The organism is Pseudomonas sp. (genome assembly GCF_030150285.1).
Classification (GTDB): domain Bacteria; phylum Pseudomonadota; class Gammaproteobacteria; order Pseudomonadales; family Pseudomonadaceae; genus Aquipseudomonas.
On the sequence record NZ_JASLGE010000098.1, the window covers coordinates 23,412 to 43,338 of the forward strand.

Sequence of the window (19,927 nt, forward strand, 5' to 3'; positions counted from 1 at the left end):
CAAATGGGTTACTTGCCTGATGGCGTGGACGACTTGAAACCAAGGTCTGCGGCGCGCTGGATGGCCTGCAGTTTCTCGGGGCGCTCATGGGCGCTGACCGTGCGGTCCGGTGCCCAGCCATCCACCAGGTTGTTGAAGCCATACACGGTTTGTTTGCCGCCGTAGGGAATCAACGGCACTTCAATCTCATCGCCCGGTTCAAACCGGATCGCCGTGGTGGCGGTGATGTTCAGGCGCTTGCCGAACGCTGCTGCGCGGTCAAATTCCAGGGCGCGGTTGGCTTCAAAGAAGTGGAAGTGCGAGCCCACTTGAATAGGGCGGTCGCCGGTATTGCGCACCTTGACCTTGGTGACCTCACGGTCTTCGTTGAACGTGATGGGGCTGCTGGCATAAATACAGCCGCCCAGCGGCACGTCGGCTTCTTTGTTGCCGGAGACCACGCCACCCGGGTTTTTGGCATGGGGGATATGGTGATCGGGGTGGGTGTCCTGATGCGGTGACGCGGCTGCGGGAGCGGGAGCGGTAGTTTTCTTGGTGCTCATGACAGGTATCTCCAACGGATCTGTTTGGGCGTGTACCGATTCGGGAAAGCGCCGTTACTTGATGGGGTCGTGAACTGTCACCAGGCGGCTGCCGTCGGTGAAAATCGCTTCAACCTGCACGTTGGGAATCAAGTCGCTGACGCCTTCCATGACATCATCCTTGGTCAGCACCTTGCTCGCTTCAGCCATCACATCTTCAACGGTCTTGCCGTCCCGTGCACCTTCCAGGGCGGTCACGGTGATGATGGAAACAGCCTCCGGGTAGTTCAACTTCAAGCCGCGAGCCTTACGTCGGAGCGCCACGTCCGACAAGGTGTAAATCATCAGTTTGTCGATTTCTCTCGGGGTGAGCTGCATAAGCCCTCCTAGCTACAGTACGGTGGACATTTGGGGGTGAAGTGCCGATCAGGCGGTCAAACGGGTGGGTGACCCTGGCTGTACTGCGCGCGCGCAAGCCCGGCGAAAGCAAATCGCAGGCGATGGTTTACACATGGAGCAAGGGTGGCGGTGCGGGTGTGTGCAGGGGTCATAAGGCTCAACCGTTCAAATCCATTAAGACGGGCGCGCTGAGAGCCTAGACTATATTTGGCAGGAGGTGGGGCAATGCCCGCTGCGCTTGAATAGGTGATTGACAACGCTTTCTTGGTTTGATTTTTTTATTTTTTATATACAAAACAATCAGTTAGGGTTGTTCGTCTTTCTTCAAACGTCGGGTTTCAGAGTTTTTCAGATGTTTTTTTGAAGGTATTATTTTCAATATTAGTGATATGGATCTCTTAATGGTGTAAGAAATTTCTTTGTCTGAATGGTCGTTCCTCACTGTTTCTCTGAAGAAATGTGCTTAACAAACAAATGCTTATGGCGGTTATAGAGTGCGGTATGGAGCTGGTCATTCATCTCGGTGAGCTGGCCGAGCATTTCGAGGCTGAGCCAGACGTAAGCGTAAAAGGGCGTCTGAAACTGCTTACTGTCAATACTGCTAACCACCAGCGTTTTGAGGGTGTGGGTTTTGCTGCGCAGTTCGCCGCTGATTTTGTTGTCCGGGATGCCCAGGCACAGCTTGTTCTGTAGCGAGGTCAAGGCTTGGGAAATCAAACCGTGCAGGTCGCTCAAGGCGGGCTCGTTTTTGATTTGCCGGTGGTTGTCCGGCGACGACCAGTAAGCATTGATCATCAGGCCCATGGTGGCGAGCAGGTTGCGGTGCTGGGTCTGCAAGGCCTCAAACACCTCTTTGTCCAGATGGCTCTCATGGCTGGCCGGCACCATGAGCGTGCGCAACTTGAGTACGGCGTCGAGCTCTTTTTTCAATTGTTCATCGAGGTTGGGCCTTTCCAGTGTTTGCGGCGAGAAATACGCCTGATACAACTCGTTGATCTGACCCAGGCTCTCGCTGAACTTGATTCGCAAGTCGGTGTAGGCGCGTTGCGGGTAAAGGCTGGAGAACAGCATGGCCAGCAGCGAGCCCGCCAGCACATAAAAGCTGCGGGTGATCGCCGAGCCCATGTCATTGGGCGGGGCGCAACTGACCACGGCCAGCGTGACGCCGATCAGCAGGGCCATGTAGGGGCGCTTGCCGAGGGTCAGGTAACCGGCGACGAACATCATAAAGGCGCACCACAACAGCATCGCTGTAAACGACCAGGTTTCCAGGTACAGCGCCACCAGGCCCGACAGCGCACCCAGCACCGTGCCAGCGGTACGCTGCAAGGCCCGGGGCAGCACGGTGCCCCAATAAGGCTGCGGGCCCAAAATGATCAGCAGGGTGATCAGGGCGTAAGTGGCGTTGACGAGGTTGAAGTAACGAATGGCGATAAACGTCAGCAAAAACGCCAGGCTGATGCGCGAGGCGTGAATCCAGCGGCTGTACTGGCAGGTCAACTTTTCCAGTGTCGTGATTTTCTTGCCCAACTGCATAAAGCCCCCAATAGCCGTCATGGAATCGGGTGGCAGCTTAGTTCAGGGTTGGGCAGAGCACTCTGCGATCGTTAAAAGGGATCACTGCGAAGGGGTCAAGAGCCGGGAAAACCGGGGCACATAAAAAAGGCCATTACCTTCATGGGGATCGGGTAATGGCCAAAAATCTCAACCAAAGAGAGCGTCAGGTATCAGCCTGACGGGCGGGAATGTACCAAAGCCTTAGTTGGTTAGCTAGCTAAGTAAATGCGAAGCTGTGTTACGTGATGCGCAACAATGGTGCATGGCCGCGTGTCGGGTTCATTTGTGGGGCAGCCCCGTCGGCCGCCACGCAGCAAGATTTGTTATGCTCGCCACCCTGACCGCAGCGCCCCTATAGGCGTGTCCAGTTTCCCTTGAGCGTATTTATGCCTGCCGATCTGCAACCCACTCCCGTGCGTTTCTCGCGCTCTGACTACCGGACCCTCGGGCTGGCGGCCCTGGGCGGGGCGCTTGAAATCTATGATTTCATCATTTTTGTGTTCTTTGCCCTGACCCTCAGCCAGCTGTTTTTCCCGCCGGACATGCCCGAGTGGCTGCGTTTGCTGCAAAGCTTCGGGATCTTCGTTACGGGTTATCTGGCGCGCCCGCTGGGCGGCATTCTGATGGCGCATTTTGCCGACCATCTGGGACGCAAACGGGTGTTCAGCTTGAGCATTCTGATGATGGCGTTGCCGTGCCTGCTGATCGGGATCATGCCCACCTACGCTGACATCGGCTACTTCGCCCCCTTGATTTTGCTAGCCTTGCGCATTCTTCAGGGCGCGGCGGTGGGCGGCGAAGTGCCCAGTGCCTGGGTGTTTGTGGCCGAACACGCCCCCGCAGGGCGGCGCGGGTTCGCTTTGGGCTTCCTGCAGGCCGGGCTGACGTTTGGCTACCTGATCGGGGCCCTGACCGCGTCGTTGCTGGCACAGCTGTTTACCCCCGCCGAAATACTCGACTACGCGTGGCGCTACCCGTTCTTGCTGGGGGGCATCTTTGGCGTAATCGGCGTGTGGTTGCGCCGCTGGCTGAGCGAAACCCCCGTGTTTCTGGCCTTGCGCGAGCAACGTGAAGGGCGGGCAGAGTTCCCGCTGCGTACCGTGTTGCGTGACCACCGTCGGGCATTGCTGCCTGCTGCGCTGCTGACCTGCGTGTTGACCAGTGCCGTGGTGGTGTTTGTGGTCATTACCCCGACCGTGATGCAGCAGCGTTTCGGCATGACTGCCAGCCACACGTTTGCCCTTAGCAGCCTGGGTATCGTGTTCTTGAATATCGGTTGCGTGCTGGCCGGGTTGATGGTCGACCGCATTGGCGTTTGGCGCAGCATCGTGCTGTACAGCCTGTTGCTGCCACTGGGCATTGGCCTGCTGTATGCCAGCCTGGTGGGGCAGTGGGCCATGCCGGGGTTGGCGTATGCCTTTGCCGGGTTGACCTGCGGCATTGTGGGCGTGGTGCCGTCGGTGATGGTGGGGCTTTTTCCTGCGCCCATTCGTGTGTCAGGCATTTCCTTCACCTACAATATTGCGTATGCCTTGTGGGCAAGTACTACGCCGCTGATGCTGATTGCGCTGATGCCGCAGAGCCCGTGGGTGTGCGTGATTTTCAGCGCGGTGATGGGCCTGGTTGGCGTGTTCACCGCGCGGGCTTACGGTTTTGCCCAGGGCCGTCAGGTGGAGCGGCGGCTGTTGGCGGAGGTTGAACGCGGATAACGCACGGCAATGATTGCAGGCATGAATAAGACCCATTATTATTCGCGCCCCACCTTCATAGCCCAGTGCCATGACCCACAAAACGCCCCGTCGCCCGGGCTTTTTTGACTATTACGAAGAGTTGATTGGCACTTGGACCCGCCGCCTGCGCAATCGTCAGCAGGCGCAGGACCTGACCCATGACACCTTTGTCCGCGTGCTCGAGTCCAAATCGGAGGCGGTCGAGCAACCGCGTGCATATTTGCATCAGATGGCGCGCAACATCGCCATCGATGGCTTTCGCAGAGAAGAACTACGTGACGCCAAGGAGAAGGCCGGTGTTCCACCAAGTTCGTCCGAAACGGGCGATCCGGAGCAGTACATGCGCGCTATCGAGCTGGCGGAATCAGTCGAAAGGGCTCTGCAGGAGCTGCCATTGAATTGCAGAAAGGTCTTTGTGTGGCAGAAACTCGAAGGACTGAGCCAGGCCGAAATTGCTGAGCGCCTGGGGCTATCAAAGAACATGGTGGAAAAATACATGATTCGCACCCTGCGTCATCTGCGTGAACGGGTGGAGGCACCGTGATGACATCGGTTCGGTCGCAACCAAAGAAGGTGTGGCGTTGTGCCTGCGCGCCTGCACCAGTAAGGATTGCATGATGGATACGCGTGAGTGTTCGTGTGGCAGCGCCACTGTTCGGGAGGCTGCCGCTGCCTGGTTTGCGCGGGTGCAGGATCAGCCCCTGAATGAGGCCGAGCAGGCTGAATTTGACGCCTGGCGTGCCCGGCATGCCAGCCATGAAGCGGAATACCAGTGGCTGGCGGGCTTGTGGTCGGCGGCTGACTTGTTGCCCGAGGCCCGCTTGCAGGCATTGTGCGAGGTGCCGATGCCCCGGCTCAGCCGTCGTTCGCTGGTGGGGTTCGGGCTGGCGGCCGGGGTGCTGGCCGTGGCGGTCGGGGCGGGTGTCTGGACCCAGTTGCAGCCGTCTTTGCAGTTTAGCGAAGCGTACGCCACCGCGCCGGGTGAGCGGCGCACCGTCACCTTGCCCGACGGTTCAGTGATAGAGCTCAACAGCCACACTCGGCTGCAGGTGCACTTTGAGAACCAGCAGCGTGCCGTCGACCTTGAACAGGGGCAGGCGATGTTCAGCGTCACCCGCGACCCCGCCCGGCCCTTTGTGGTGCAGGCGGGCCCCGGCCGGGTAACGGTCACCGGCACCCGCTTTGATGTGCGCCACGACAGCGAGGAGGCGAGGGTGGTTGTGGAGTCGGGCACCGTGCGGGTGCAAGGCACTGACCCGCTGGAGGCGGTCGAACTCATCACCGGGCTGGGTACCCGGGTCAATGCCCAAGGGCGGGTAGCGGCGGCGCAGCCGGTCAATGTCAGCGCGCTGATGGCGTGGCGCAACGGTCAGTTGGTGTTCGATAACGCCAGCCTTAGCGAAGTGGCCGAGGAAGTCTCGCGTTACCGTGAACAGCCGTTGGTGGTGAACGCTACGGCGGTGGCCCAATTGCGTCTTTCCAGCGTGTTTAAAACCGATGACACCGACGCGTTGATTCAGGCCTTGCCGCGCATCCTTCCGGTGGCGATTCAAACCCGTGCAGACGGCTCCCAGGAAATAATTTCACGTTAGATTCAGGTTTTTTTCGAGTTCTTCGTCTTCTTGATCAACTGCAACTGGTTTGCATTAACAGTCGCACTCAACTGCGATCAATGGGGCAAGACTCGACGTGAACAATAACAAGCTGTGTGGGCGACTATCTTCGTTTAAAACCCCTGGGGGCACTCCAGTTGCCATGGCGCGGGGCCGCTGGTTACCGATGGCCCTGGCCCTGGCGGTCAGTGCTGCAATGCCGAGTGCTTTTGCGGGCGAGGCCACGTCGAGCGCGATTCATATTCAGGCCCAACCCCTGGGGGCCGCATTGAGCCAGTTGGCGCAACAGACCTCACTGCAACTGTTCTTCAACCCGCAACTGGTGGCCGGCAAGCAAGCCCCGGCCGTTAATGGTCAGGTGTCTGCTGAACAGGCTTTGCGCCAGTTGTTGCAGGGCAGCGGCTTGAGCTATGAACTGAATGGCGATGCCGTGACCCTGTTGGCCGCTCCGGTAGCGGGCACCTCGAGCAGTTCCGGGCCGCTGGAATTGGGCCCGGTGGACGTCAAGGTGGTCGGCAACTGGCTGGGTGATGCCAATGAAGCGGTGGTGCAGAACCACCCTGGTGCCCGCACAGTGGTGCGCCGCGAGGCGATGGTCGAGAAAGGCGCGATGAATGTCGCTGACGTCCTCAAGACCATTCCCGGTGTGCAGGTGCAAGAGTCCAACGGTACCGGTGGCAGTGATATTTCCCTGAACGTGGGCGTGCGCGGCCTGACGTCGCGCCTGTCGCCGCGTTCGACGGTATTGATTGACGGTGTTCCGGCGGCCTTCGCGCCGTATGGCCAGCCGCAACTGTCGATGGCCCCGATCTCATCGGGCAACCTGGACAGTATTGACGTTGTCCGCGGTGCGGGGTCGGTTCGGTATGGCCCGCAAAACGTCGGTGGGGTGATCAACTTTGTGACCCGCGCCATCCCCGAGACATTTCAGGGTGAAGTGGGCAGCACCCTTGAAACGTCCGAGCGCGGCGGCTGGAAGCACATGGAGTCAGCTTTCCTGGGCGGCACGGCCGACAATGGCATCGGCGCGGCGCTGTTGTATTCCGGGGTCAAGGGCAATGGCTACCGCACCAACAACAATAACAACGACATCGATGACGTGTTGCTCAAGACTCACTGGGCACCTACCGATCAGGACGATTTCAGCCTTAATTTCCACTACTACGATGCCACGGCCGACATGCCCGGCGGCCTGACACAAAAGCAATTTGATGCCGATCCGTATCAGTCGGTGCGTGACTACGACAACTTCACGGGCCGACGCAAGGACGTGTCTTTCAAGTACCTGCGCCAGATCAGCGACCAAACCCAGTTTGAAGTCCTGACGTACTACACCGACAGTTTCCGTGGCAGTCATATCGCCGCCCGTAACCTGCAAACCTTGGCGGCTTACCCGCGTAGCTACCACACCTTCGGCATCGAACCGCGGGTGTCCCATGTGTTTACGCTGGGGCCGGTCACGCAGGAAGTGGGCGTGGGTTACCGCTACCTCAAAGAGGCTATGCAGGAAGAGGCCAGCCAACTGCAACTGGTCAATAACGTGCCCGTACCACGGCCTGGCGCAGACGGCCATGTGTATCAACGACGCACGGGCGGCTCCGAAGCCAATGCGTTCTATATTGATGACAAAATTGATGTCGGCAACTGGACGGTCACCCCGGGCATCCGTTTTGAGCGGATCAGCACGCACTGGCAAGACCACGCGGTACTGGATAACAAGGGCGTGCCGGTTCAGGCGAAGAACCGCAACATTGACAGCAACGAGGCATTGCCAGCGCTGAGCGTGATGTACCACGTGTCGGAAGACTGGAAACTGTTTGCCAACTACGAAACCTCGTTTGGCAGCCTGCAGTACTTCCAATTGGGTCAGGGTGGCCAGGGCGACGAGGCCGCGGCCGGACTGAAACCGGAAAAAGCCAAGACGTATGAGCTGGGCACGCGGTTTGACAATGGTGTGTGGGGCGGTGAAGTGACGCTGTTCTACATCGACTTTGCCGATGAGTTGCAGTACGTCAGTAACGATGTGGGCTGGACCAACCTGGGGGCGACCAAGCACGTGGGGATCGAGACGTCCGCCCACTACGACCTGTCGAACCTCGATGCGCGCCTGGACGGGTTGTCGGTCAATGCCGCCTTCACCTACACCAAGGCCACCGCGGAAGGCGATATCGTCAACTTCAAAGGCCGTGATTTGCCGCTGTATTCACGTCAGGTTGTGAACCTTGGGGCGCGCTACGTGGTGAACCGCTGGACATACAACCTCGACATGTTCGCCCAATCCCAGCAACGGGCACCGGGCACCGGCGGTGTGTATATCACCGACCCGACACCGGACGGCCAGTACGGTGACATTCCGGGGTATGCCACCTGGAGCACCCGTGTGGGGTATGACTTCGGGCCAGAAGCCTCGAACCTGAAAGTGGGTGCGGGCATCAAGAACCTGTTCAATCAGTCGTACTACACGCGTTCCAGCGACAACAACGCGGGCCTTTACCTGGGCGAACCGCGCACGTTCTTTGTACAGGCGAGTGTAGGCTTCTGACGCGCGAATAAACATCAACAGCCAGCGTAGGAGCGAGCTTGCTCGCGATCTGTTGATCTTTAAACGCGCAATGACAGCCGCGCTGTCGTTCAGTAATCCTATGCATTGCTGCGGTCACGGCGATTTAAGGTTCCGGCCTTACGCCGTGCCACTTTGAAAAGCCGTATAGACCGGGCATAGGGTTGACGGGTGTACGGGGGGCTTTAGATCACAAGCCAGATCAACAGATCACGAGCAAGCTCGTTCCTACAAACGCTGCCATCCGTGATCCGTAGGAGCGAGCTTGCTCGCGATCTGTTGATCTTTAAAAGCGCAATCACGCCGCGCTGTCGTTCAGCAATCCAATCCATTGCTGCGGTCACGGCCACTTAAGGTTCCGGCCTTACGCCGTGCCACTTTGAAAAGCTGTACAGACCGGACACATGGTTGACGGGGGATCTTTAGATCACAAGCCAGATCAACAGATCACGAGCAAGCTCGTTCCTACAGGTCTTGCTGCGTTCGGCCAGCGTGGTTTAAGGAGCCCTTGGATCAAAAGTCAGATCAACAGATCGCGAGCAAGCTCGCACCTATGGTGCGGTGAAGTGGGCTGATGTTTCGCCTACGGGTCAGACTTTTAAGATCCGCCCGCTGATGGCTACGGCCACCAGCAAGGCGGCGATCAGCAGAAATGCACTGCCCAGGCTGCTGGCATGGGCGATGAAGCCGATCGCCGCCGGGCCTGCCAATATGCCGGCATAGCCCAGCGTCGTAATGGCCGGCACGGCGATGTTTTCGGGCATGACCGTTTGCTTGCCCACGGCGGTGTACAGCACCGGCACTATGTTTGAACACCCTACGCCCACCAGGGCATAACCCAGCAAGGCCATTTCCCAACCCGGCGCCAGTGTGGCCAGGGCGATGCCGCCCGCCGCGAACAGCCCGCCCAGCACAATCACCGTGCGTGCGCCCAAACGGCTGACAATCACGTCTCCCAGCAAACGCCCAACGGTCATGGTCATGGCGAAGGCGGCATAGCCGAGCCCTGCATAGGCGTCTTCGATGTGTTTTTCCGTGGTCAGGAAGACGGCGCTCCAGTCGAGCATCGCGCCTTCGGCCAGGAATACCGTGAAGCACAGTAAACCGATAAACAACACCACGCCGTGGGGTACGGCAAAGGCCGGGCCGGTGCTTTCGCTGCCGTAAGGCAGTAAGTGCGGTGCGGCTTTAAGCAAAGCGGCAAGGATCACTACCACCACCGCCACAATGGCCCATAACGGCGACAGCCCCAACGCGAGTAGGGCGCTGACACCGGCGGCCCCGACAATGCCGCCCACACTGAACAGCCCATGAAAACCCGACATCATGGTGCGCCCGCTGGCGCGCTCCACAATAACCGCTTGCAGGTTCACCGTAGAGTCGACGACGCCCAGCCCGGCCCCGAACACGAACAGGGTAGCAATCAGTAGCGGGATGGAGCTGACGGTCGCCAGCAGCGGCAAGGTCAGGCAAATCAGCAGCGTGCCGCCCGTCAATACCCGACGGCAGCCGTAACGGGTGGCCAGTAGCCCGGCAGCGGGCATCGCCAGAATCGAGCCTGCCCCCAGACACAGCAGCAACAGCCCCAGTGTGGCCTCATCGAGCCCGGCCCGGGCTTTGGCGTAAGGCACCAGCGGGGCCCAGGCGGCGAGCCCCAAACCAGCGATAAAAAAGGCAACACGGGTCGACATTTGTTCAAGGCGCCCGGGGGCAAAGGGCGTGCGTGAGGTGAGGGCGGTCATGGGCATCCTTGGCGGGCGGGTCTGTGACGCAGCTCAATATCCTGACATATATGCGTCGTTTGTCGCGAGGAGGCTGGCACAGATCGTGGCTCGAGTGGTTGAATAATGCCCCCTGCAAGATCAACTGCCTCAGGTGCGTTCCCGATGACGACTCCCACCCAACCCGCTGTGCAATTGCTTAATCCCCAAGGGTTGTATGACCCGTCGGGCAACGGCTATTCCCATGTCGCCCGTTTGGCTCCCGGTGTGCGTCTGGTGTACACCGCCGGCCAAGGGGGCGAGAACGCTGACAGTGACCTGTCGCCGGACTTTTCCGAGCAGGTGCGCCAGGCGTTTGCCAACCTGCAGATCGCCCTGGCGGCGGCCGATGCGCAGATCAAGGACGTGGCCAAGATCACCGTGCTGATTGTGGATCATAATCAGGAGCGGCTGCATATTCTGGGCGCTGAAGTGGCGCGGGTCTGGGGTGCGTTGCCCGCGCCGGCGTGCACCCTGATTCCTGTGCCCCGCCTGGCGCTGGACGCCATGCTGTTTGAAGTGGAAGCCGTGGCGGCTGTCGCGCTGTGACGGGGCCGTGCCAGGTTAACTGCTGCAGGTGATGGTTCAGACCTGTAGCAGGCGCTCGCGCAGCTTGCCGATTTCGTCGCGCATTTGCGCGGCGGCCTCGAACTCCAGGTCGCGGGCCAGGGCGTACATTTTTTCTTCCAGTTGACGAATGCGTTTGCTGATTTCGCTCGGTGAGCGCAGCTCGTTTTCGTACTTGGCGTTTTCTTCTGCGGCCTTGGCCATGCCTTTGCGTTTCTTGCTGCGCGAGCCTGGCACTACCGCGCCTTCCATAATGTCGGCAACGTCCTTGAACACACCTTTGGGGGTGATGCCGTTGGCGGCGTTGAAGGCGATTTGTTTTTCCCGACGGCGTTCAGTTTCGCCAATCGCTCGCTCCATCGAGCCTGTGATGCGGTCGGCATACAGAATGGCCCGGCCATTGAGGTTACGGGCCGCCCGGCCGATGGTCTGGATCAGCGAACGTTCCGAGCGCAGGAAGCCTTCCTTGTCGGCGTCGAGAATGGCCACCAGCGACACCTCAGGCATGTCCAGGCCTTCGCGCAGCAAGTTGATGCCCACCAGCACATCGAATACGCCCAGGCGCAGGTCGCGGATGATCTCGACCCGCTCCACGGTGTCGATGTCCGAGTGCAGGTAGCGCACCCGCACGCCGTGGTCAGCCAGGTAGTCGGTCAAGTCTTCGGACATGCGTTTGGTTAGTGTCGTCACCAGCACACGCTCTTCCAGCGCGACCCGCTTGGCAATTTCCGACAGTAAATCGTCCACCTGGGTCAGCGCCGGGCGGATTTCGATTTGCGGGTCCACCAGGCCCGTGGGGCGTACAACTTGTTCAACCACTCGGCCGGCGTGTTCGGCTTCGTAGTTGCCCGGCGTAGCGGACACAAAAATGGTTTGCGGGCTGATGCGCTCCCACTCATCAAAGCGCATGGGCCGGTTGTCCAGTGCCGAGGGCAGACGGAAACCATACTCCACCAGGGTTTCCTTGCGCGAACGGTCGCCTTTATACATCGCGCCCACTTGCGGCACGCTAACGTGAGACTCGTCGATCACCAACAGCGCGTCGGCCGGCAGGTAGTCGAACAAGGTGGGCGGCGGTGCGCCCGACTCACGGCCCGAGAGGTAACGCGAGTAGTTTTCGATGCCATTGCAGTAGCCCAGCTCCATGATCATTTCCAGATCGAAACGGGTGCGCTGCTCCAGGCGCTGGGCCTCCACCAGTTTGTTGTGCGTGCGCAGGTAGTCGAGGCGCTCTTTGAGTTCGGCCTTGATGCCTTCAACCGCGTCGAGCAGGGTTTCACGCGGCGTTACATAGTGGCTTTTTGGGTAGAAGGTAAAGCGCGGCATTTTGCGGATCACTTCGCCGGTCAGCGGGTCGAAGGCGCTGATGCTTTCCACTTCGTCATCGAACAGCTCAATGCGGATCGCTTCCAGGTCCGATTCGGCCGGGTAGATGTCGATCACGTCACCGCGCACGCGGAACGTGGCGCGGGCAAAATCCATATCATTGCGGGTGTATTGCAGGTCGGCCAGGCGGCGCAGCAGTTCGCGCTGGTCGAGCTTATCGCCGCGATCCACGTGCAGCACCATCTTCAGGTACGTTTCCGGGCTGCCCAGGCCATAGATACACGACACGGTGGTGACGATGATGGCGTCCTTGCGCTCCAGCAGCGCTTTGGTGGCGGACAGCCGCATCTGCTCGATATGGTCGTTGATCGAAGCGTCTTTCTCGATAAAGGTATCGGAGGAGGGTACGTAGGCTTCGGGCTGGTAGTAGTCGTAGTACGAGACGAAATACTCCACGGCGTTGTTCGGAAAGAACGACTTGAATTCGCCGTACAACTGCGCCGCCAGTGTCTTGTTGGGTGCCAACACCAGCGTAGGCCGGTTCACATGGGCGATCACGTTGGCGATGCTGAAGGTCTTGCCCGAACCTGTTACCCCAAGCAGGGTTTGGTGCGACAGGCCGGCCTCGATGCCTTCGATCATCTGGGCAATGGCTACGGGTTGATCGCCTGCGGGCTTAAAGCGGGTAACGAGTTGAAAATCGGACATAGCTGACCTCTGGGTTCGTGCCCTTATCAGCCAGAAGCTGAAGGGCACGCGAATGACTGCACACGACGCATGCCGCAGGAAAAAACAGGATACTGATAAATATGGAGGTGATGACTGATGGTTTCAAGGTACGTGTCTGACACGGCAGAAGCAGCAGGAATTGCAATTAGACCAGTGGCCTGTAAATAAACTGAAATAGTTCGTCAAAACACCGATTCGGCTGTCGCTCGCGACACTGATCGCCTCTATACTAGCTCCCCGTTTGTGCACCGCTCTAGTGCAATCGGCTGGAGCGTTGTGACCCCTCCATTCCCCATTCAGAGCCGCCGTAATAATGAGCCTGTTCTCCGCTGTCGAAATGGCACCACGTGATCCTATCCTGGGCCTCAACGAAGCATTCAACGCCGATACTCGCACCAGCAAAGTGAACCTGGGGGTCGGGGTTTATTGCAACGAAGAGGGACGAATTCCACTCTTGCGTGCCGTTATCGAAGCCGAAACGATTCGGGTTGCCCAGCATGCTTCGCGCGGTTACTTGCCGATCGATGGCATTGCCGCTTACGACAAAGCCGTACAAACCCTGCTGTTCGGTGCCGAGTCGCCACTGTTGGCCGCTGGCCGCGTGATCACCACCCAGGCCGTGGGCGGTACCGGCGCACTGAAAATCGGTGCCGATTTCCTCAAGCAGTTGCAGCCGGGTGCCGTGGTTGCCATCAGTGACCCGAGCTGGGAAAACCACCGCGCGCTGTTTGAAGCCGCGGGTTTCCCGGTGCAGAACTACCGTTATTACGACGCGGCCAGCCACGACGTTAACCGTGCCGGCATGCTGGAAGACCTCAACGCCTTGCCTGCAGGCTCGATCGTTGTACTGCACGCGTGCTGCCACAACCCGACCGGTGTCGACCTGACCCCGGCTGACTGGCAGAACGTGCTGGACGTGGTTAAAGAGAAGAAACTGATCCCGTTCCTCGACATGGCCTACCAGGGCTTTGGCGACGGCATCGATGAAGACGCAGCCGCTGTGCGCCTGTTCGCCGGCTCGGGCCTTAACTTCTTTGTGTCCAGCTCGTTCTCCAAATCGTTCTCGCTGTACGGCGAGCGCGTGGGTGCACTGTCGATCATCACCGATTCCAAGGAAGAGAGCGCCCGCGTTCTGTCCCAGGTCAAGCGCGTGATCCGTACCAACTACTCCAACCCGCCAACCCACGGTGCAACCATTGCGGCGGCGGTGCTCAACAGCCCTGAGCTGCGTGCCATGTGGGAAGAAGAACTGGCTGAAATGCGCCTGCGCATTCGCGGCATGCGCTTGCAGATGGTTGAGCTGTTGGCCAAAAAAGCCCCCGGTCACGACTTCAGTTTTGTGGCGCGCCAGCGGGGCATGTTCTCGTACTCCGGCTTGACCGTTGAACAAGTGGCACGCCTGCGCAGCGAATTCGGCATTTACGCGCTGGACACCGGTCGAATCTGCGTGGCTTCTTTGAACCAGAGCAACATTGAAGCGGTTACCGACGCCATTGTTCAGGTGATCTGAATAATGCACTGAGAAGTCATCGAAAGTGTTGACTTCTCTTTTTATATCAGTAAGATAGACGCCATTCCGCGATAGCTCAGTTGGTAGAGCAAATGACTGTTAATCATTGGGTCCCTGGTTCGAGTCCAGGTCGTGGAGCCAGATAAAGAAAAAGCCTGCAGCGATGCAGGCTTTTTTTTGCCTGCGATTCAGGAAATAACCGCGTTATGAGGTAGCGTGATGCTCTTTTTCTCATGCTCAAGGACGCACTACCTATGGTCACGCCTTCGTCTCAGCTCGCTCAACGCTTGAACAACCGACGTTTTGCCGTCGCCAGCAACACCCACGGGCTGTCCGGTTCAGGCACGGTGTTTCATTACCAGGTTGAGGGCGATGCCATTTCGGGCACCTATCAGGGGGGGCGGATTCGGACCGGGCAGCAGGTCGGCCGTGTCACAGGGCCCGACACCATTGAACTGCTTTACCAGTGCCTGACCCTTGACGGGGAACTGTTGGCCGGGTGGTCGCGGGGTACGGTCGGGGTTAACGACGCCGGGCAAACAACCTTGTTCTTTGTGTGGGGGTGGTTGTCAGGGGCAACGGGCGGCGGTGAGTCCAGCTATGTCGAGGTGGCTGGCTAACGTTTGACTCCGTGCCGCGCACGCGCAGTGTGCCTATTTGGCATAGCCGGTGTGAATCCACGTCATGGCCAATTCATAGACTCGGGGCAGGGGGGTGGCGTATGTTTTGTCCATCCATCGTGAGCCTGCCAATGGCTCACTCCTTTCGTTAAAACGAACTCTTTTTATTGGCCCGTGCCAGGCGTTCTGTGAACGCTGCGCATGGGCCGACGGGACGCTGTTCGTCTGGACTTTCGAGTCAATGCCCTGGTTGGAGTCATGCGCGTGAACAAGAACTATATAGGCGGTGAGTGGGTTACCGGCGTTGATGTAAACCTGAACATCAACCCTTCGGACACGGATGACGTGATTGGCGAGTATGCCCGGGCTGATGGCGCTCAGGCGCAGTGTGCCGTCGACGCGGCGTTTGACGCGTTGCCGGCCTGGGCCGGGTACACCGCCGAGCAGCGCAGTGATGCGCTGGACCGGATTGGCACTGAGGTGCTGGCGCGCCGCGAAGAATTGGGCCGCTTGCTCGCCCGTGAAGAAGGCAAAACCCTGGCCGAGGGCATCGGTGAAGTGGTGCGGGCCGGTCGCGTGTTCAAGTTTTTTGCCGGTGAGGCGTTGCGCCTGTCGGGCGAACGCTTGCCTTCCATCCGGCCGGGTGTCGAGGTAGACGTGCGCCGCGAGCCGGAAGGGGTGATTGGCATCATTACGCCCTGGAATTTCCCGATCGCCATCCCGGCCTGGAAGATTGCCCCCGCACTCGCCTATGGCAATACCGTCGTGTTCAAACCGGCCGATCTGGTGCCGGGCAGTGCCTGGGCGCTGGCAGAGATTATTGTGCGGGCCGGGACGCTGCCCGCCGGTGTGTTCAATCTGGTCATGGGGCCCGGCTCGAAGGTCGGTGATGTGTTTGCGCGGTCGCGCAAAGTGCGGGCCGTGACCTTTACCGGGTCGACCTTCACCGGCCGTCAGGTGGGCCTGGCCTGCATGGAAAGAGGGGCCAAGGTGCAACTGGAAATGGGTGGCAAAAACCCGCTGGTGGTGCTCGATGATGCTGATTTGCCGCAGGCCGTGGAAGTGGCGGTCTCGGGCTCGTACTTCTCGACGGGCCAGCGCTGCACCGCGTCCAGCCGGTTGATTGTGCAGGACGGCATCCATGACCGCTTTGTCGAAGCGGTGACGCGCCGGCTCGCCAGCCTGAAAGTGGACCATGCGCTGGCAGACGGCTGCGACATGGGGCCGGTGGTGTCGCAAGCGCAACTGGATCAGGACTTGGCCTACCTCGATATTGCGCGCCAGGAAGGGGCTCACGTGGCGTTCGGCGGTGAGCGGTTGGAACGCGGCACCCCGGGTTTTTACCTGGCCCCGGCGTTGCTCACTGACACCACTAACGCTATGCGTATCAACCGCGAAGAAGTCTTTGGCCCAGTGGCCAGCGTGATTCGGGTCAAGGACTACGAAGAGGCGCTGTCATTGGCCAATGACACCGAGTTCGGGCTGTCATCGGGCATCTGCACCAAGTCCCTCAAGCATGCGTCGGATTTCAAGCAGCGTTCGGCGGCGGGCATGGTCATGGTCAACGTGGCCACCGCCGGGGTCGACTACCACGCGCCGTTTGGCGGCAGAAAAAGTTCCAGCTACGGGGCGCGCGAGCAAGGTGCTTATGCGCGTGAGTTTTACACCGGCGTTAAAACCGCCTACACACTGGCCTGATGCGATGACCGATATCAAAGAAATCAGCGGCACTACCCGGGTGTACGCCATTATTGCCGACCCCATTCACCATGTGCAGACCCCACAGGCCATGAACACCCTGTTCTCGGCACGGGGTGAAGACCGGGTGATGGTGCCCTTTCATGTGAACCCTGCCGAGTTGGCCGGTGTCGTAGCGGGCCTGCGCGGCATTCAGAGCCTGGACGGCTTTATCGTCACGGTGCCGCACAAAACCGCAATTTTGCCGCTGTGCGACACCGTTTCAGTAGCGGCGCGGCAGGTGGGCGCGGTGAACGTGGTGACACGCTTGAGTGACGGCACGCTGCACGGCGAAATCCTCGATGGCGAAGGCTTTGTCGCGGGGCTGCGCCAGGCCGGCATTGAACTTGAGGGCCGCTCGGTGTACCTGGCAGGGGCGGGCGGCGCGGCAAATGCCATCGCTTTTGCGCTGGCCGCGTCGGGGGTGGGCCGCCTGACCATTGCCAACCGCACGCAGGCCAAGGCCCAGGAACTGGTCGACCGCGTGGCGGCGGCTTTTGTGGGGGTACCCGTGGTGGTGGGCAGCAGCGACCCGTCCGGGCATGACCTGGTGGTCAATGGCACGTCATTGGGCTTGCGCGAAGGCGATGCCTTGCCGTGTGACGTGACGCGCCTGACGGCTCAGCAGGTGGTCGCGGAGATCATTATGCAGCCTGCCATCACGCCCTTGCTGGCCGCGGCGCAACAGGCCGGCTGCCGCATTCACCCAGGTTTACCCATGCTGCTCTGCCAGATCGAATTGATGGCAGCAGCAATGGCGTCTACTAAAAACGGATAAAGCCATGAGCACCTTTGATTACATTATTGTGGGTGGCGGTACGGCAGGTTGCATCCTGGCCAACCGTCTGACGGCCTCGGGCAAGTACCGGGTGCTGGTACTGGAAGCGGGTGGCGAGCCGAACGGCTTCTGGATTCCCATCCCGGCCGGTTTTAGCAAGTTGCTGGTCGACAAGCGCTACAACTGGCGCTTCAAGACCCAGGCCGAAGAAAACACCCGTGGCCGGGAAATTGCCGTTCCACGGGGCAAGGGCCTGGGTGGCTCGACCCTGATCAACGGCATGATTTACGTGCGGGGCCAGCCGGGCGATTACGACGCCTGGGAACAGAAGGGGGCCAAGGGTTGGAATTTCAGCACCTTGAAGCCGTACTTCAAGAAAATCGAAAACTACGCTCAGGGCGATGCTGGCCGAGGCCATGACGGGCCCATGCACCTGGACCAGGTGAACGAGCGCTACCCGATTTCCGAGGCGTTTTTGCAGGCCGCCCAGCAGGACGGCCAGCCCTTGAATGCCGATTACAACGGCGATGACCAGACGGGGTTCGGTTACTACCAGGTTGCCCAGCGCAAGGGGCGGCGCTGGTCGGTGGTGGACGGTTACCTGAACCCCGCGCGGGGCCGGCCCAACCTGAGCCTGGAAACCGACGCCCACGTGTTGCGTCTGGAATTGCAGGGCAACCGCTGCACCGGCGTCACGTACCGTCAGCGCGGCAAGGAAGTAACGGTGACGGCGGCGCAAGACGTGATTTTATGCGCAGGGGCCGTTCAGTCACCGCAGCTCCTGGAACTGTCCGGGATTGGCCGCCCTGACGTGCTGGAAAAAGTGGGCATCACGGTCAAGCACCGGCTGGACGGCGTGGGTGAGCACTACATCGACCACTTCGCCACCCGCATGAACTGGAAAATCAAGAACGCCGTCACCTTGAATGAAATGGCGCGCGGCTGGCGCCTGGGGTTGGCGGTGGCCGAGTACTTCACCAAACGCACCGGCATTCTGACGCTGGGCACCGGGCTGGTTCACGGTTTTGTTAAAACCCGGCCGGCGATGGCCACGCCCGACGTGCAGTACTTTGTGGTGCATGCCAGCTATGCCAACGCCGCCGAGCGGATTCTCGACAAGCATCCGGGGCTGACCATCGGTGTAAGCCAGTTGCGGCCCACCTCGACGGGCAGCATTCATATCCAGTCGGCCGACCCGGACGTGATGCCGGCCATTCGGCCCAACTTCCTCAGCGAGGAAGAGGACCGCATCAGCCTGATTGAAGGCATGAAAATCGCCCGACGGATCATGGCGCAACCGGCCATGAGCGAATTTGTGGCACAGGAAACCGGGCCGGGCAGTGAGGTTCGCACCGACGCGCAATGGCTGGATTTCGCGCAATCCAACGGCCAGACGATCTATCACCCGATAGCCACCTGCCGGATGGGCGAGGATGCCGATGCCGTGGTGGACTCCCACCTGCGGGTGCGAGGCCTGAGCGGGTTGCGCGTGGTGGACGCCTCGGTGATTCCGTCGATGGTGTCCGGTAATATCCAGGGTGCTGTCATGGCGGTGGCGGAGCGCGGTGCCGACCTGATACTGGGCGACGCTTCACGGGTTTGACGCACCACGTGTAGGGATTTAAACAGGTTCATCACGGATTACCGGGAAACACACTCTTGATCTTCATGAACAAGCATTCGCTATCCCGGTAGCCGTACACCATTCGTTTGATAGCCTTTATTCGAGGTTTTATCCCTTCCCACTGCCCGGTGTGCATCGGCCAATGGACTCGACTCACGATGCCCCGCCAGTAGCGCCTCAGTCGCTCATCGACCACCGCAGGTTGAGTGCGGCCTTGATCAAATAGACCGTCATCAACGATGGGTTAGCGGCCATAGCCTCAACGGCGCTTGATCGACGCAGCGATGGTATCGGCCATCTTGCGAAGTTCATCCTTGCCAATGGTTGGCTTGCCGTCAGGCGCGTTCCGCGAGTCTTGCATCACGTAGAGCAGCAGGTTGGGGGTGTCTTCCTTGGCATCAGGGTCGCCTTTGACATAGGCGATATAGCCGTAGTCCTTCGTTTGCGGCAAACAGCCCGCTTCTTTTTTCTCGGCTTTGGAGAAGTATTTATCGTCCCAGGAGCATTGGTCTTTGGATGAACGTGTGCGGCGGGTTATTTCGACAAAGGTCGATTGACCTTTGTAGCCACCCATTTGGACTGAGGGGAATTTGCGGAAGCCGAGGGCTTGGTATTTAAGGCCATCCCAATCGGGACGTTCCCAAAATGCCCGCAGTTCATGTTCGACGGTTGGATTTTCTTCTCCTGAGTAGCTTTTCATAAAGGATGCACTTTGATCCCGGAAAAGGATTCTGACGTCAGGATGATCTTTAAGCCGCATGATGGTGCCCATGCTTCGACTTTGTGGTGTGCCGTCTTTAACGAAGCCATAGGGCATGCAAAACCCTTTTTCCTGCGGAACTTCATAGAGGGCGCGGGCGCGAAAATTTTGCAGGAAGTGAGTTTGGTCAGATTTG

Annotated in this window: 16 protein-coding genes, 1 tRNA gene and 1 pseudogene; 11 read left to right on the top strand and 7 right to left on the bottom strand. The window is 59.5% G+C overall.

The genetic code is table 11. The features are described 5' to 3' along the window. Positions 1-116 precede the first annotated feature (116 nt). From Q1W15_RS23290 to Q1W15_RS23300, 3 genes and pseudogenes are all read right to left on the bottom strand, one after another. Positions 117-542: pseudogene (locus Q1W15_RS23290) on the bottom strand (urease subunit beta); the annotation flags it as partial. A 54-nt stretch (positions 543-596) separates the two neighbouring features. After that, positions 597-899, bottom strand: coding sequence for an urease subunit gamma (locus Q1W15_RS23295; RefSeq protein WP_300733318.1), 303 nt, complete (start codon positions 897-899; stop codon positions 597-599). Between the two features lie 459 nt (positions 900-1,358). After that, positions 1,359-2,477, bottom strand: a complete 1,119-nt coding sequence (locus tag Q1W15_RS23300; RefSeq protein ID WP_300733322.1) for an FUSC family protein — start codon at positions 2,475-2,477, stop codon at positions 1,359-1,361. Positions 2,478-2,863: 386 nt separating this feature from the next. On the opposite strand from Q1W15_RS23300, the gene Q1W15_RS23305 reads away from it, so the two are divergent. From Q1W15_RS23305 to Q1W15_RS23320, 4 genes are all read left to right on the top strand, one after another. Further along, entirely contained in the window at positions 2,864-4,186 is a 1,323-nt protein-coding gene (locus Q1W15_RS23305) for an MFS transporter (RefSeq protein WP_300733325.1), read from the top strand. A 70-nt stretch (positions 4,187-4,256) separates the two neighbouring features. Next, the gene (locus Q1W15_RS23310; RefSeq protein WP_300733329.1) at positions 4,257-4,751 is read left to right on the top strand and encodes a sigma-70 family RNA polymerase sigma factor; all 495 of its coding nucleotides are present in this window, start codon (positions 4,257-4,259) and stop codon (positions 4,749-4,751) included. 73 nt (positions 4,752-4,824) lie between these two features. Beyond that, on the top strand, positions 4,825-5,799 hold the full coding sequence (locus Q1W15_RS23315) for a FecR family protein (protein WP_300733333.1): 975 nt from the start codon (positions 4,825-4,827) through the stop codon (positions 5,797-5,799). 163 nt (positions 5,800-5,962) lie between these two features. Next, positions 5,963-8,362 carry a TonB-dependent receptor gene (locus Q1W15_RS23320; protein WP_300733336.1) on the top strand — a complete coding sequence of 800 codons (2,400 nt, stop codon included), beginning with the start codon at positions 5,963-5,965 and terminating at the stop codon, positions 8,360-8,362. Between the two features lie 608 nt (positions 8,363-8,970). On the opposite strand, the gene Q1W15_RS23325 is transcribed toward Q1W15_RS23320, so the two are convergent. Continuing rightward, entirely contained in the window at positions 8,971-10,122 is a 1,152-nt protein-coding gene (locus tag Q1W15_RS23325) for an MFS transporter (RefSeq protein ID WP_300733338.1), read from the bottom strand. A gap of 144 nt (positions 10,123-10,266) precedes the next feature. On the opposite strand from Q1W15_RS23325, the gene Q1W15_RS23330 reads away from it, so the two are divergent. Further along, a complete protein-coding gene (locus tag Q1W15_RS23330; protein ID WP_300733341.1) occupies positions 10,267-10,689 on the top strand; it encodes a RidA family protein in 423 nt (140 codons plus the stop codon). Positions 10,690-10,725: 36 nt separating this feature from the next. Here Q1W15_RS23330 and uvrB read toward each other — a convergent pair whose 3' ends face one another. Next, positions 10,726-12,741 (bottom strand): excinuclease ABC subunit UvrB, encoded by a 2,016-nt coding sequence (gene uvrB / locus Q1W15_RS23335; RefSeq protein ID WP_300733344.1) that lies wholly within the window; start codon positions 12,739-12,741, stop codon positions 10,726-10,728. Between the two features lie 334 nt (positions 12,742-13,075). On the opposite strand from uvrB, the gene Q1W15_RS23340 reads away from it, so the two are divergent. The 6 genes from Q1W15_RS23340 (at position 13,076) to Q1W15_RS23365 (ending at position 19,010) form a co-directional block, all read left to right on the top strand. Next, positions 13,076-14,272, top strand: a complete 1,197-nt coding sequence (locus Q1W15_RS23340; RefSeq protein WP_300733346.1) for an amino acid aminotransferase — start codon at positions 13,076-13,078, stop codon at positions 14,270-14,272. 65 nt (positions 14,273-14,337) lie between these two features. Continuing rightward, a tRNA-Asn gene (locus Q1W15_RS23345) sits at positions 14,338-14,413 on the top strand. Between the two features lie 113 nt (positions 14,414-14,526). Beyond that, positions 14,527-14,892, top strand: a complete 366-nt coding sequence (locus Q1W15_RS23350; protein ID WP_300733349.1) for a hypothetical protein — start codon at positions 14,527-14,529, stop codon at positions 14,890-14,892. A 258-nt stretch (positions 14,893-15,150) separates the two neighbouring features. Continuing rightward, a complete protein-coding gene (locus Q1W15_RS23355; RefSeq protein ID WP_300733352.1) occupies positions 15,151-16,590 on the top strand; it encodes an aldehyde dehydrogenase family protein in 1,440 nt (479 codons plus the stop codon). A 4-nt stretch (positions 16,591-16,594) separates the two neighbouring features. Further along, entirely contained in the window at positions 16,595-17,407 is an 813-nt protein-coding gene (locus tag Q1W15_RS23360) for a shikimate dehydrogenase (protein WP_300733355.1), read from the top strand. A gap of 4 nt (positions 17,408-17,411) precedes the next feature. After that, positions 17,412-19,010 (top strand): GMC family oxidoreductase, encoded by a 1,599-nt coding sequence (locus Q1W15_RS23365; protein ID WP_300733356.1) that lies wholly within the window; start codon positions 17,412-17,414, stop codon positions 19,008-19,010. A gap of 31 nt (positions 19,011-19,041) precedes the next feature. Here the strand turns inward: Q1W15_RS23365 and Q1W15_RS23370 are convergent, their stop codons facing one another. Further along, complete coding sequence (locus Q1W15_RS23370; RefSeq protein WP_300733366.1) at positions 19,042-19,167, bottom strand: transposase; 126 nt, start codon at positions 19,165-19,167, stop codon at positions 19,042-19,044. A 123-nt stretch (positions 19,168-19,290) separates the two neighbouring features. Next, on the bottom strand, positions 19,291-19,927 hold a 637-nt coding region (locus tag Q1W15_RS23375; RefSeq protein ID WP_300733359.1), incomplete at its 5' end, for a T6SS immunity protein Tli4 family protein.